The organism is Sphingopyxis sp. OPL5 (genome assembly GCF_003797775.2).
Lineage (GTDB): Bacteria > Pseudomonadota > Alphaproteobacteria > Sphingomonadales > Sphingomonadaceae > Sphingopyxis.
Genome location: NZ_CP060725.1, coordinates 2252402 through 2264644 on the forward strand (window position 1 = coordinate 2252402; position 12243 = coordinate 2264644).

13 protein-coding genes are annotated in these 12243 nt (G+C 70.3%); 6 read left to right on the forward strand and 7 right to left on the reverse strand.

Translation table 11 applies throughout. The features are described from left to right. Positions 1-53 precede the first annotated feature (53 nt). Together EEB18_RS10800 and EEB18_RS10805 are read right to left on the reverse strand one after the other, a co-directional pair. Positions 54-1340, reverse strand: a complete 1287-nt coding sequence (locus EEB18_RS10800; protein WP_187139259.1) for an ABC transporter permease — start codon at positions 1338-1340, stop codon at positions 54-56. Continuing rightward, the gene (locus EEB18_RS10805) at positions 1337-2302 is read right to left on the reverse strand and encodes an ABC transporter ATP-binding protein (protein ID WP_187139258.1); all 966 of its coding nucleotides are present in this window, start codon (positions 2300-2302) and stop codon (positions 1337-1339) included. Before EEB18_RS10805 ends, EEB18_RS10800 begins: the two co-directional genes overlap by 4 nt. Positions 2303-2371: 69 nt before the next feature. Between EEB18_RS10805 and queG the strand changes: the two genes are divergently transcribed. Continuing rightward, positions 2372-3424, forward strand: coding sequence for a tRNA epoxyqueuosine(34) reductase QueG (queG, locus tag EEB18_RS10810; protein ID WP_187139257.1), 1053 nt, complete (start codon positions 2372-2374; stop codon positions 3422-3424). A gap of 7 nt (positions 3425-3431) precedes the next feature. Here queG and EEB18_RS10815 read toward each other — a convergent pair whose 3' ends face one another. Both EEB18_RS10815 and EEB18_RS10820 read right to left on the reverse strand, forming a co-directional pair. Beyond that, the gene (locus EEB18_RS10815; RefSeq protein ID WP_056341969.1) at positions 3432-3800 is read right to left on the reverse strand and encodes a hypothetical protein; all 369 of its coding nucleotides are present in this window, start codon (positions 3798-3800) and stop codon (positions 3432-3434) included. Continuing rightward, on the reverse strand, positions 3797-4477 hold the full coding sequence (locus tag EEB18_RS10820) for an EI24 domain-containing protein (protein WP_187139256.1): 681 nt from the start codon (positions 4475-4477) through the stop codon (positions 3797-3799). Before EEB18_RS10820 ends, EEB18_RS10815 begins: the two co-directional genes overlap by 4 nt. A 110-nt stretch (positions 4478-4587) precedes the next feature. Here EEB18_RS10820 and EEB18_RS10825 point away from each other — a divergent pair, with 110 nt between their 5' ends. Together EEB18_RS10825 and EEB18_RS10830 are read left to right on the forward strand one after the other, a co-directional pair. Continuing rightward, complete coding sequence (locus tag EEB18_RS10825) at positions 4588-5586, forward strand: adenosine kinase (protein ID WP_056341976.1); 999 nt, start codon at positions 4588-4590, stop codon at positions 5584-5586. A gap of 56 nt (positions 5587-5642) precedes the next feature. After that, positions 5643-5900 carry a hypothetical protein gene (locus tag EEB18_RS10830; protein ID WP_056341981.1) on the forward strand — a complete coding sequence of 86 codons (258 nt, stop codon included), beginning with the start codon at positions 5643-5645 and terminating at the stop codon, positions 5898-5900. A 3-nt stretch (positions 5901-5903) separates the two neighbouring features. Here the strand turns inward: EEB18_RS10830 and EEB18_RS10835 are convergent, their stop codons facing one another. The 3 genes from EEB18_RS10835 to tsaD form a co-directional block, all read right to left on the reverse strand. After that, positions 5904-7463 (reverse strand): lipopolysaccharide biosynthesis protein, encoded by a 1560-nt coding sequence (locus EEB18_RS10835; protein WP_187139255.1) that lies wholly within the window; start codon positions 7461-7463, stop codon positions 5904-5906. A gap of 76 nt (positions 7464-7539) precedes the next feature. Beyond that, positions 7540-8532, reverse strand: a complete 993-nt coding sequence (locus tag EEB18_RS10840; protein WP_187139254.1) for an NAD(P)H-dependent glycerol-3-phosphate dehydrogenase — start codon at positions 8530-8532, stop codon at positions 7540-7542. Positions 8533-8543: 11 nt separating this feature from the next. Then, positions 8544-9578 (reverse strand): tRNA (adenosine(37)-N6)-threonylcarbamoyltransferase complex transferase subunit TsaD, encoded by a 1035-nt coding sequence (tsaD, locus tag EEB18_RS10845; protein WP_187139253.1) that lies wholly within the window; start codon positions 9576-9578, stop codon positions 8544-8546. A 63-nt stretch (positions 9579-9641) separates the two neighbouring features. On the opposite strand from tsaD, the gene hemC reads away from it, so the two are divergent. From hemC to EEB18_RS10860, 3 genes are read left to right on the forward strand one after another with little or no spacing between them, the layout of a single operon-like run. After that, positions 9642-10589, forward strand: coding sequence for a hydroxymethylbilane synthase (gene hemC / locus EEB18_RS10850; RefSeq protein WP_187139252.1), 948 nt, complete (start codon positions 9642-9644; stop codon positions 10587-10589). Then, a complete protein-coding gene (locus tag EEB18_RS10855) occupies positions 10589-11269 on the forward strand; it encodes a uroporphyrinogen-III synthase (protein ID WP_262408207.1) in 681 nt (226 codons plus the stop codon). Before hemC ends, EEB18_RS10855 begins: the two co-directional genes overlap by 1 nt. Positions 11270-11288: 19 nt before the next feature. After that, a complete protein-coding gene (locus EEB18_RS10860; RefSeq protein WP_187139250.1) occupies positions 11289-12206 on the forward strand; it encodes a hypothetical protein in 918 nt (305 codons plus the stop codon). Positions 12207-12243 lie beyond the last annotated feature (37 nt).

Below are 12243 nucleotides of genomic sequence, written 5' to 3' on the forward strand. Positions count from 1 at the left end.
GGGCCGTCTGACGCGGCCGATTCAGTTGCAGAATGCCACTATTTACAATTCTGTCAATGGCGGTCGAGCGACGTGACCTGTGCCGCCGCCGCCGCGGCCCGACCGGCGCGTCGCCAGAAGCGCCAGTCGCTGCGGCCGCTGAGGACGCCGGCGCGGAAGAGGCGGACCGAGAGGAAGATGACGAGTGCGACCCAGATCGCCTGCCAGCCGAGCGCGAGCAGATGGACCCCGATCGCGTCGTCGGTCGCGGCGCGGGCCGCCATTGCCAGCGGCGAGGAGAAGGGGAATATCTGCGCAAAGGTTGCAAGATTGCTGCCCGGCGCGCTCGCCGAGGCGGCGCACAGGCTGAACATGCCGACCTGGAAGATGGTGATTGGCAGGCTGAGCATCTGGATTTCGCGCACCGTCGCCGCCTGCGCGCCGACCCCGAGGAAGACCGCGCCGAGGAGCAGGAAGGACATCACGAAATAGGCGAAACCGATGCCGAGGAAGAAGGGCCAGCCGACGGCGGGCGCGGCGGTGAGGGTCGCCGCGGCCTTGCTGGCGCCGCCCGCGGCGGCGATCGCCGCCGGGTCCATCTGGGTCATCGCGACCAGCCCGCCGCCAACCGCCATCACCATCCAGAAGGCGATGAACAGCACCGCGACGCCGAGGAAGCCGAGCAATTTGCCAAGGAAGACGCTTTCGAGCGGCACCGCGGCGGCGAGGATTTCGATGACCTTGTTGCCCTTTTCCTCGGCGAGCGAACTCACCGTCTGGCCGGCGAGGAGCAGGGTGAGCAGGAAGATGGCGAACACCGCGCCGAACCCGAGCGATTGCTGGGCCGCAATGCTGGTGCCGCCGCTCGACAGATTTTCATAGGTCGGGGTTACCGGCGGCAGCGGGCCGGCGGCGCGGGCGCGCAGCACTTCGCCCGCGAGCAGCGCGAGATAGCGCCCCGAACTGCTGCCCGGTTCGCGCTCGACGATGCGCGGCGACGCCAGCGGGCCGCTGAGCACAGCATAGGTGTCGCTGCCCTTTTCGCGCGCGATCATCAGCGAGTCGCGGTTCGCGGGGCTTGCGACGCGCAGTTCGAGCAGCGCGGGTTCGCGCGGCATCGCAGCGCGCAGCCTTGTGTCGGCGGCGCGCAGCGCCTCGACATCGGCGGCGTCGGCGACCGCGACGATGCGGCCGGCGCCGCGCGCGCTGTCGGCGAGCTGCGACGCACCCATGCCGCCGACGAGTCCCATGCCGACCATGAACAAAGGCGCGAGCAGGAAGAGCAGAAAGGTCGGGGTGGCGACGATCGCGAGGAAGTCGCGCCGCGCAACGACGAGCATATTCTTGATAAAGGCGTTCATGCGCCGGTCTCCCCGTCGATCCCGCCGATGTCTCCGGCCGCGTCGGCGTCGAAGCTCGCGTCGACCTGGCGGACGATATGGACAAAGGCGTCGTGGAGCGCCGGGCGGCTGATCGAGAGGCCAGTGACGCCAAGATGGCTCGTCGTGATCCGCGACAGCAGCGGTTCGACGTCCCCGTCCTTGATCGCAAAATGCCAGGCCTCGCCGCGCAATTCGGCGCCGGCGGGGAGCAGCGCGGCGACGGCGTCGGGGCCGGCCTCGCTCCGCGGGGTGTAGCGGACCTGCATCGGCAGCAGCGCGCGCGCTTCGTCGACGGTGCCTTCGAAGCGGCGTTGCGAGCGCGCGATGATCGCGAGCCGGTCGCACAGCCGTTCGGCATGCGCCATGACATGGGTCGAAAAGAGGATCGTCGCCCCGCGGTCGCGTTCGCGCCGCACGAGCATCTCCAGCCGTTCCTGATTGACCGGGTCGAGCCCCGAGAAAGGCTCGTCGAGCACGATGAGGTCGGGGGCGTGGACGATCGAGCCGATCAGCTGGATCATCTGCGCCATGCCCTTCGACATCTTGCGGATCTTTTCGTCGATGACGCGTTCGAGCCCGAGTTCGGTCATGAAGGTCGCGGCGCGGCGGCGCCCCTCCGACCAGTCGAGTCCGCGCAGCGCGCCCATGAAGGCGATCGCCTCGCGCGCCTTCATGCCGGGATAGAGTCCGCGTTCCTCGGGCAGGTAACCGATGCGGTGGCGCACCGATTGCGGCTTGTGACCGCCGAGCAGCCGGCTGGTGCCCTCGTCGGGGTCGATGATGCCGAGCATCATGCGCAGACTGGTGGTCTTGCCCGCGCCATTGGGGCCGAGCACGCCATAGATGCTGCCCGCGGGGACCTGCAGCGACACATGGTCGACCGCCTTATAGGCCTCGAAATATTTGGTGAGGCCGACGGCCTCGACGCTGAGATCGGTCAAATGCTGGTCCTGCGAAATGTCGGCACCGCCCCCTATGACATGCGAAGGCCGCTCGCGTATAGGGCGCCAATGGTTGCCGAAGCCTTGCCCTCTCTCGAACAGCGGCTCGAAGCGGTGGCGCGCGAGCATGGCTTCGTCGCGTTCGGCATCGCGCGCGCTGATGCCGCGCCGCAGACCGCAGCGCGGTTGAACCAGTGGCTGGCCGAGGGGCGTCACGGCGAGATGATCTGGATGGAAAGCCGCGCCACGCAGCGCGGGTCGCCGCAGGGGCTGTGGCCTGAGGTCCGCTCGGTGATCGCGCTGGGGATGAGCTATGCGCCCGATATCGATCCGCTGGCGCTCGCGGCGCACCCCGAGCGCGGGCGGATCTCGGTCTATGCGCAGGGCGGCGATTATCATGACGTCGTCAAGAAGGCGCTGAAGCATGTCGCGCGCTGGCTGGTCGCCGAAGCCGCGGACGCCGAGGTCAAGGTGTTCGTCGACACCGCGCCGGTGATGGAAAAGCCGCTGTCGGCGGCGGCGGGGCTGGGCTGGCAGGGCAAGCACACCAATTTGGTGAGCCGCCAACATGGCAGCTGGCTGTTCCTGGGGGCGATCTACACCACGCTCGACCTGGTGCCGGCGGTGCCGGGGCGCGATAGCTGCGGCAGTTGTTCGGCGTGCCAGGATGCCTGCCCGACGCGGGCCTTTCCGGCGCCGTACCGGCTCGATGCGCGGCGCTGCATCTCCTATCTCACGATCGAACATGCGGGGCCGATCCCGGTCGAATTCCGCCGCGCGCTGGGCAACCGCATCTATGGCTGCGACGATTGCCTCGCGGTCTGCCCGTGGAACAAATTCGCCAAAAGCGCGGCGCGCCACCGCGCCTTCCTGCCGCGCGCCGAACTGGCCGCGCCGTCGCTGGGCGACCTGCTGGCGCTGGACGATGCCGAGTTCCGCCAGGTCTTCGCGGGATCGCCGATCAAGCGCATCGGACGCGGCCGGATGGTTCGCAACGCGGCGATCGCGGCGGGGAACAGCGGCGACCAGCGCTTTCGGCCCGCGCTCGAACGGTTAAAAAGCGACGAGTCCGCTGTGGTTGCCGAGGCGGCGGCGTGGGCGCTCTCCGAGCTGGCGTCCTGACGTCACCTTAGCGCCGCAGCGTTTCCGCGCAGCTGCCCAATTCGGCATTGCGCCCGTCGGGGGTGCGCGCGTCGACATGGGTCGCGACCGGAGCGGCGCCCGCGCGCGGGGCGTAGAAATAGATATCGATGACGCAGGCCGACCCTTCGAACTGCAGCTTGCGCGCGGCGCCTTCGGTGACGTCGAGGCGCGGTTTGCCGAACATCCGGCCGATGGCATCGGCGCTTTGGCCGATCAGGCTGTTGGTCTGGACGGGGCGCACGATGGTCGGCGGCGGCGCCGCGGCGACCGGCGGCGGGACGTTGCGCGGCGAGGGGACGGCGGCGGTGCAGCCGCCGAGCAGGGCGAACAGCAGGACGGCGGAAAGGCGGGTCATGGATGGTCCCTGTTTCGCAGGTGAATGAGGTGGACGGCCATAGCCGCGCCGAGGATGGGCGCCAACAGGTTGACGACGGGTACCACAAAGGCTGCGGCGGACAGAATGCCGAGCGCCCAGCGGTCGCCGCGCGCGAGCCGCGGCGCGTCGGGATGGCGGGCGAGCACCATCGCCTCTAGATCGCGGCCGAGCAGCGCGGCGTTGATCGCAAAGGCGAGCAGGGGCGCGCCGATCGCGGTGAACAGCAAGGGGATATAGAGTGGCAGCGCGACCAGGTTCACCAAGATCAGCCGGGCGACCGAGACGAGGCCGAGGCGCAGGCTCTTGGCCAGGCTGACCGGCACCGCGCGCCGCGCCGCCTCGGGATAGCGGCGCCCCTCGACGTCGGCGACGATGCCGTCGGCGAACAGACCGACGACGGCGATCGCGACGGCGCGGAATAGGAGCCAGCTCGCGCCGACAAGCGCAAGCGCGATCAGGATGCCCGCCATGTCGAGTTCGACCTCGCCGAGCCATTGCCAGTGATAGAGCGCCCAGCGCGCCGCAAAGAAGATCGCGGCACCCACGGCCACGAAGATCAGCAGCGTCAGCGTGAGGCTTTGCGCGAGGACGCGAAGGACGCGCGGCTGCGGCAGGTCGCGAAACGCGAGGAGCAGGGCGTGGACGGCGCGGGCCATGACACGCGATGGCGCGGCGACGGGGGCGGCGTCAAGCGTCGCGCTTGCCTTGGCGCGCCGCCATCCCTAAAGCCGCGCGCAATCTTTTCCCATCACCGACTGGAATTTTCATGGCCTCCACCGCCCGTTTCGACGTCGTTGCCATCGGCAATGCCATCGTCGATGTCATCGCCCGCGCCGACGATGCGCTGATCACCGCCGAAGGACTGACCAAGGGCTCGATGCGGCTGATCGATGCCGACGAGGCCGAACGGCTCTACGCGGCGATGGGGCCGGCGATCGAAATGTCGGGCGGCAGCGCGGCGAATACGCTGGCGGGCATGGCGGCGCTCGGCGAACGCTGCGCCTTCATCGGCCAGGTCGCCGACGACCAGCTCGGCCACGTCTTCACCCACGACCTGCGCGCATTGGGCGTCGCTTATGAAACCCCGCCGCTCGCCGAGGGCGCGCCGACCGCGCGCTGCCTGATCCTTGTCACCCCCGACGGCCAGCGGACGATGAACACCTTCCTCGGCGCCAGCCATTTGCTCGAACAGGCGATGATCGACGAGGCGTGGATCGCCGATTCGGAAATCCTCTATCTCGAGGGTTATCTGTGGGATCCCGAGCTGTCGCGCGCCGCGATGCGCCGCGCGATCGACGTGTCGCGCGCGGCGGGGCGCAAGGTCGCCTTCACCCTGTCCGACGCCTTCATCATCGACCGCCATGGCGAGGATTTCCGCAACCTGATCGCCGAGGGGCTGTTCGACATCCTGTTCGCGAACGAGGTCGAGATCTGCGCGCTCGCCGAGACCGAGGATTTCGAGGCGGCGGTCGCCAAGATCGCGCCGCAGGTGCCGCTGCTGATCGTCACGCGCGGCGCGCATGGCGCGATCGCGCTGCAGGGCGGGACGCGTACCGAAGTCGGCGCCGAGCCGATCGAGACCGTCGTCGACACGACCGGTGCGGGCGACCTGTTCGCCGCCGGTTTCCTCGCGGGCCTCGCCGACGGCCGCAGCATTTCGGACTGCCTGACGATGGGCGCGGTGTGCGCGTGCGAGATCATCGCGCAGGTCGGCCCGCGCGCGCAGACCGACCTGAAGGCGAAGGTAGCCGCACGCCTCGGCTAGGAACTTCGCGGTCGTTGAAGCGTCCTATGCCCCATCACTGGCACAGGAGGCTTCACATGGCCGATGAAATCCATACCACGCGCGATCCCGACGGGACGACGCACACCACGACGATCGTCGATCGCGAACCGCGCCGCGGCGGCGGGATGGGCATGATGCTGATCCTGCTCGTCGCGCTCGCGGTCGCGGGCTTCGTCGCCTTCCAGTTCCTCGGCAATGAAAAGGCCGAAACCGGCGCGATCACCGAGGCCGCGCAAAAGGTCGGCGATGCCGCGCAGGATGTCGGCGACGCGGCGCAGAAGGCCGTCGACTGATCTTCAGCCGGCGACGGTTTCGGCCGTTGCCGGTTCGGGATGCTTCTTGAACAAGGCGCGATCGGCGGGGCCGAAACCGCGAGTCCAGATCAGCCAGCTATAGATTCCCAGGATGACGGGGACCCCGATCAGCAGTTCGGCCCATTCGGGGAGCTGCGTCGCGCCCCAGCCGAGCACCGCGGCGCCCGCGGTCGCCCACACCAGCGCCCAGCGCAGGCTGTTGACCGGGGTGCCGAGGATGCGCCCGAGCAGCCAGGCCTTGGCCACCGACGCGAAGCCCAGCGCGATCATCAGCGCGAGCGCGACAGCCGCGGCGTAGTAGAGCGGCGGCCAGCCCATCGCCTCGGCGGTCTTGATGAAGAGGATGCTGAGCGCCGCCTGCAGCGCGAGGGTGGCGAGGCTGATCAGCAGGTTGCGGTGGCGCGCGACATAGACGAGCGCCGCCTCGCTCACCACCGCGGTCGCGGCGACAACCTCGGCAGCGAGCAGGAAGGCGAGCGCGGTACTGCCACCGACGAAGGCGGGGCCGACGAGGCCCATTACCGCCTCGCCCGGGATGCCGAGCGCGAGCGCGACGCCCGCCTGCGCCGCGATGATCCAGAAACCGACCTGGCTGACCTGTGCCGCCACGGCGCCAAGGCGATTCTCGGCAAGGTTGCGGGTGATGACGGGGCCGAGGATCGGTTCGAAACTGGTCTTGAGCTTCTGCGGCAGCGAGGCGACCTGCTGCGCCATATAATAGATGCCGTAGATCGTCGGCGAGGTGAACTGGCCGAGGATGAACAGGTCGAGGCGGCGGGTGCCCCATTCGATTGCGTCGGCGGCGGCGAGCGGCGCATTGCGGCGCGCGACCGCCATCAGATGCACCGGATGCGGCTGCCACCCGCGCGGTCCGCCATAGTGGCGCAGCATCGGGTAGAGCGCGGTCAAAAAGGCGCCGATCATCGCGGCGGCGTAGGACAGCATCAGCCCGTCGCGCACCGACACGAACCAGAAACCGGCGGCGGCGATGCTGATCACCCAGGGTTCGACGACCGCGCGGGCGCGGACCGTCGCGCCGATGTCGAATTTATAGGCGCAGGCGGCGAGCGCGATGTCGGTGCCGGCGATCGCGAAGACGAGCCCGGCCATCCAGCGGTCGGTGCTGTCGATGCCGCCGGCGGGGAACATCAGTTGCGGAAAGGCGAGGAGCAGCGCCGACCCTGCGGCCGAGGCGAGCAGCGCGACGAACATGCCGTCCCACACGACCATGCGATGGTCGGCATCGGGCGCGCTCAGCTGTTCGGCGAGGCCGCGCTTGAGGCCGAGGGTGGCGAGTTGGGCGACGAGTTCGATGACGAGCACCGCGAAGGCGAAGCGCCCGACCGCTTCGGCGCCATACCAGCGGCCCGCGACGTAGAGGAAGGGCAGGCGCGCGACGAGGCGGAGGATGAAGCCGAAGAAATTGGTGCGACCGCCCTTGGCGAGCGCAGCGGTATCGGCGTCGCGCGGCGGATCGCCGGGTGAAGGGGAAGGCGACGCGCTGTCGGGGGCGGGCGCGGCCGCGCTGTCCGTCTGGGTCAAACCTGCGGTCCCCCTTGCTCCTCGCCCTGCCGCTTTCTAGCGCGGCAGGGGGGGAGTGGCAAATGTCGTCGCTGGCTCACCGGCCCTCGCGTCGCAGCGGGCGGCTGAGCAGCGCCTGAATGGCTTCGCCGGCGCGGATTTCGCCCGCGACGAGCCGCGCCACCGCGTCGGTGATCGGCATGTCGATGCCGTCGGCGCGCGCCGCGGCGGCGACCACCGGGGCGCTGAACGCGCCCTCGGCGACGGTGCGGCGATCGGCCATCAGCGCCTGCGCCTCGTCGCCGCGCCCGAGGCCCTGGCCGAGCGAGAAGTTGCGCGAATTGCTCGAGGTGCAGGTGAGCACGAGGTCGCCGAGTCCGGCGAGCCCGGCGAGGGTTTCGGCCTGCGCGCCGCGCGCAAGGCCGAAACGGGTCATTTCGGCGAAGCCGCGGCTGATCAGCGCGGCGCGGGCGTTGAGGCCGAGCCCGGCGCCGTCGACGATGCCGCAGGCGATCGCGAGGATATTCTTCACCGCGCCGCCGATCTCGGCCCCGATGACGTCGGCTGAGACATAGGGCCGGAAATGCGGGCGCGCGAGCGCGCGGGCGAGGTCGTCGGCGACCGCGGGGTCGGCGGCGGCGAGGGTGATCGCGGTGGGCAGGCCGGCGGCGACCTCGTGCGCGAAGGTCGGCCCCGACAAGACCGCGACCGCGCGGCCCGGCGCCACGTCGCGTGCGATGTCGACCGGGAAGGCGAAGCTTTCGGCCTCCATGCCCTTGCTGCACAGGATCAGCGGTGCATCGCCCGGCGGCAGCGCGGCGAGCACGGAACGCAGATAGGGAACGGGGACAACGATCAGCAGCGCGTCGCATACCGCCAGGTCAGCGAGGGTGCCGGTGGCACTGAGCGAGGGTGACAGCGCCGCGCCGGGCAGGAACAGCGTGTTGCGATGTTCGATGTTGACCGCCGCGACGACCTCGGCCTCGCGTGCCCAGAGCCGGACCGGGGCGCCATCGGCGGCGAGCAGTTGCGCGAGCGCGGTGCCCCAGGCGCCGCCACCGACCACGCCGAAGCTTTGATATGACGTCATGCTTTCACGAGTCATGCTTTTACTCCGGCGCCGCGCACGGCTTCGGCCTCGGGATCGAGCGGCCAGCGCGGGCGGGCGGCGGTGTCGAGCGGATCGGTGAGCCCCGCGGCGAAGCGTTCGGCGCCCGCCCAGGCGATCATCGCGCCATTGTCGGTACACAGCCACAAGGGCGGAGCGACGAAAGGCCTGTCGTGGCGTGCCGCCAGATCGGTCAGCGCGGCGCGGATCGCGCCGTTCGCGGCGACCCCGCCCGCGACGACAAACGCGGTCGCCTCGGGGCAGGCGGAAAGCGCGATGCGGCTGCGGTCGACCAGGCAGTCGACCACCGCCTGCTGGAAGGAAGCGGCGAGATCGGGGACGCTGTGCTGGCCCGACGCCGCCGCGCGCGACACCGCGCTCTTGAGCCCGGCAAAGGAGAAATGCGGTTCGGCGCTGCCGACGAGCGGGCGCGGTAGCGGCACGGCCTTGGGGTCGCCGTTTTTCGCGATGCGCTCGACCGCGGGTCCGCCCGGGTAACCGAGGCCGAGCAATTTCGCGGTCTTGTCGAAGGCTTCGCCCGCGGCATCGTCGATCGTGGTGGCAAGGCGGCGATAGTCGCCGACCCCGCGCACAAGCAGCAGCTGGCAATGGCCGCCCGACACGAGCAGCAGCAGATAGGGAAATTGCAGCGACGGATCGGCGAGGCGCGGGCTGAGCGCGTGGCCCTCGAGATGGTTGACCGCGATCAGCGGCTTGCCCGCGGCGTGGGCGAGCGCCTTGCCGGTGACGAGCCCGACCATGACGCCGCCGATCAGCCCCGGGCCGGCGGTGGCGGCGATCGCGTCGACGTCGGCGAGCGTCTTTCCGGCATCGGCGAGTACGCGTTCGACGATCGGCGCGAGGCGGTCGACATGCGCGCGCGCCGCGATCTCGGGCACGACCCCGCCGAAGGGGGCGTGATCCTCCTCCTGCCCGGCGACGCGGTGCGCGAGGACGCGCCTGTCGCTGTCGACGAGCGCTGCCGCGGTTTCGTCGCAGCTCGATTCGAGGCCGAGGATCAGAGTCATATTGTTGCGCGCCCCTTTACGCGCCCCTTGGCGGGCAGGGCAAGGGAGGCTAGCAGCAAGCCGATGAACAGGCTTCCCACTCCCGACGCTCCGCTGCGGATCGGCACCCGCGCCTCGCCGCTGGCGATGGCGCAGGCGCATATGGCGGCGGCGGCGCTCGCGCAGGCGCATGGCCTGACCGAAGATTCGCTCTTCCTGGTGCCGATGACCGCGACCGGCGACCGCATCCAGGACCGCGCGCTCGCCGAGGTCGGGGGCAAGGCGCTGTGGACGCGCGAACTCGATGCGGCGCTCGATGCGGGGGCGATCGACATCGCGGTGCACAGTCTGAAGGATGTCGAGACGCTGCGCGATCCGCGCTTCGCGCTCGTCGCGATGCTCGAACGCGCCGACCCGCGCGATCGGCTGGTGGTGCGCGAGGGAATCATGGCGGCGACCATCGACGCGTTGCCGACGGGCGCAAGGCTGGGGACGAGCAGCCCGCGCCGCGCGGCGCAGGTCAAGCGGCGCCGGAGCGACATCGAAACGCTGTTGCTGCGCGGCAATGTCCAGACCCGGCTCGCCAAGCTCGCGGCGGGCGATGTCGATGCGACCTTGCTCGCGGCGGCGGGGCTCGACCGGCTGGCGATGTTCGATATCGGTGTGGTGCAGGACGCCGCGACCCTGCTGCCCGCCGCGTCGCAGGGCGCGATCGGGATCGAATGCCGCAGCGACGACGATCGGGTGCGCGCGCTGCTCGTCGCGGTCGATCATGTTCCGACGCACCGCGCGGTGATGGCCGAGCGCGAATTTCTCGCGGCGCTCGGCGGCGATTGCCGCTCGCCGGTCGCGGCGCATGCGCGTTTCCTGGATGATGGCACGCTGCGGCTCGATGCCGAGCTCTATTCGGAGGATGGCGCGGAGCATGTCGTCGGGCATGCGGCGGTCGCGGGTCCCGACGCCGCGGCCGAACTGGCGCGCGACCTGCTCGGCCGCGCGCCCGATGCGGTGCGGCGCCTGTTCGGGGTATGATGCTGCCCGTCATCGTCACGCGTCCCGAACCGGGCAATGCGGCGACGGTGGCGCGGGCGCGGGCGGCCGGCCTCGACGCCTTTGCGATGCCCTTGTTCGCGGCGGTGCCGATCGAGTGGCGTCCGCCCGACGCGGGCGAATATGACGCGCTGCTGCTGACCAGCGCGCAGGCGGTGCGGCTGGCGGGGTCTGGACTGGACCGGCTCGTGTCGCTGCCGGTCCATGCCGTCGGCGCGGCGAGCGCGGCGGCGGCCGAGGCGGCGGGGTTGCGCGTCGCGGCGACGGGAACCCGCGACGCACAGGCCTTGATCGACGCCATGACGTCATCAAGAAAGCCCCGGATCCTGTGGCTTTGCGGGCGCGAGCGGTCCGATTTCGACGCGCGCGGTGCGCGGCTCGATGCCCTGCCTTGCTATGCCGTCGATCCGGTCGCGCCGCCCGCCGGCTGGGATCGGCTGACCGGCGATTCGGCGGTGATTCTGGCCCATTCGGCGCGCGGCGCGGCGCGGATCGCGACGCTGACCGAGGGGCGGCGCGGGCGCCTGTCGCTCGTCGCGATCGGCCCGGCGGTGGCCGAAGCCGCGGGCGAAGGCTGGGCGGCTGTTACCGTTACGGACCGTCCCGAAGACGCGGCAATGGTGACAGCGGCTTATGCTTTGTGCCAAAAGGCGCAAAAATAGGGTCGTTCGAAAGAGGTTTATGGCAATCGACAGCAGCGATACCCCCGTCCGCCCGGGCGAGGAAGGCGCGAGAAAAGGGCCGTCCTTGCGCAGTCTGGCGATCTCCGGACTGATCCTGCTCCTGATCGGGGTCGGCGGTGGTGGCTGGGCGATGAACCGCTGGCTGGCTGGTGGCGATAGCGCGCCGACGACCAAAGTCATCGATACCGCGACCCCCGGCGGGGTGCTCGCGGTGGTCGGCGCCGGTGAGGCGGCCACCCCGACCGGCGGTGCGGCCGCGCCGATGATGGTGGCTCCGGTCGACGGGGCCAGCCCGCTGACCACACGCGTCGCCGAACTCGAACAGCGCCTGTCGCGCATCACGCTCGATGCCGCCTCGGCGTCGGGCAATGCGTCGCGCGCCGAGGGGCTGCTCGTCGCCTTTGCGGTGCGCCGCGCGCTCGATCGCGGGCTGTCGCTCGGTTATCTCGATGCGCAGCTGCGGCTACGCTTCGGCGACGACCAGCCCAATGCGGTGAAGACGATTATCGAAACCTCGCGCGACCCGATCACGCTCGAACAATTGCGCGCCGAACTCGACGCGATCGCCCCCGAACTGGTCGGGCGCAGCGGCGACAGCGGCAGCCTGTGGACCGGTTTCCGCCGCGAACTCAATGAATTGTTCGTCGTCCGCGAGGCCGGGACCCAGTCGCCGCGCGCCGCCGAACGGCTCGAACGCGCGCGGCGCTATCTGGCGAGCGGCATGGCCGACAAGGCGATCGCCGAGGTCGAGGCGATGCCCGGCGCCGCCAATGCCAACGCGTGGCTCATCGACGCGCGGCGCTATCACGAAGCGCGGCGCGCGCTTGACCTGATCGAGACCGCGGCGATATTGGAACCGCGCGACAGCCCGGCTGCCGCGATGGCCGGAAAAGCCCCGGCTGCAACCGCCCCCTAGCGCGCGTCCCGACAGGGGCGCTCGCCGTTAGAGAGAA

Coding starts and splice junctions, on each gene's coding strand:
- EEB18_RS10800 (WP_187139259.1), bottom strand. CDS start 1,340: ATGAACGCCTTTATCAAGAATATGCTCGTCGTTGCGCGGCGCGACTTC.
- queG (WP_187139257.1), top strand. CDS start 2,372: ATGGTTGCCGAAGCCTTGCCCTCTCTCGAACAGCGGCTCGAAGCGGTG.
- EEB18_RS10815 (WP_056341969.1), bottom strand. CDS start 3,800: ATGACCCGCCTTTCCGCCGTCCTGCTGTTCGCCCTGCTCGGCGGCTGC.
- EEB18_RS10820 (WP_187139256.1), bottom strand. CDS start 4,477: ATGGCCCGCGCCGTCCACGCCCTGCTCCTCGCGTTTCGCGACCTGCCG.
- EEB18_RS10825 (WP_056341976.1), top strand. CDS start 4,588: ATGGCCTCCACCGCCCGTTTCGACGTCGTTGCCATCGGCAATGCCATC.
- EEB18_RS10830 (WP_056341981.1), top strand. CDS start 5,643: ATGGCCGATGAAATCCATACCACGCGCGATCCCGACGGGACGACGCAC.
- EEB18_RS10840 (WP_187139254.1), bottom strand. CDS start 8,532: ATGACGTCATATCAAAGCTTCGGCGTGGTCGGTGGCGGCGCCTGGGGC.
- tsaD (WP_187139253.1), bottom strand. CDS start 9,578: ATGACTCTGATCCTCGGCCTCGAATCGAGCTGCGACGAAACCGCGGCA.
- hemC (WP_187139252.1), top strand. CDS start 9,642: ATGAACAGGCTTCCCACTCCCGACGCTCCGCTGCGGATCGGCACCCGC.
- EEB18_RS10855 (WP_262408207.1), top strand. CDS start 10,589: ATGCTGCCCGTCATCGTCACGCGTCCCGAACCGGGCAATGCGGCGACG.
- EEB18_RS10860 (WP_187139250.1), top strand. CDS start 11,289: ATGGCAATCGACAGCAGCGATACCCCCGTCCGCCCGGGCGAGGAAGGC.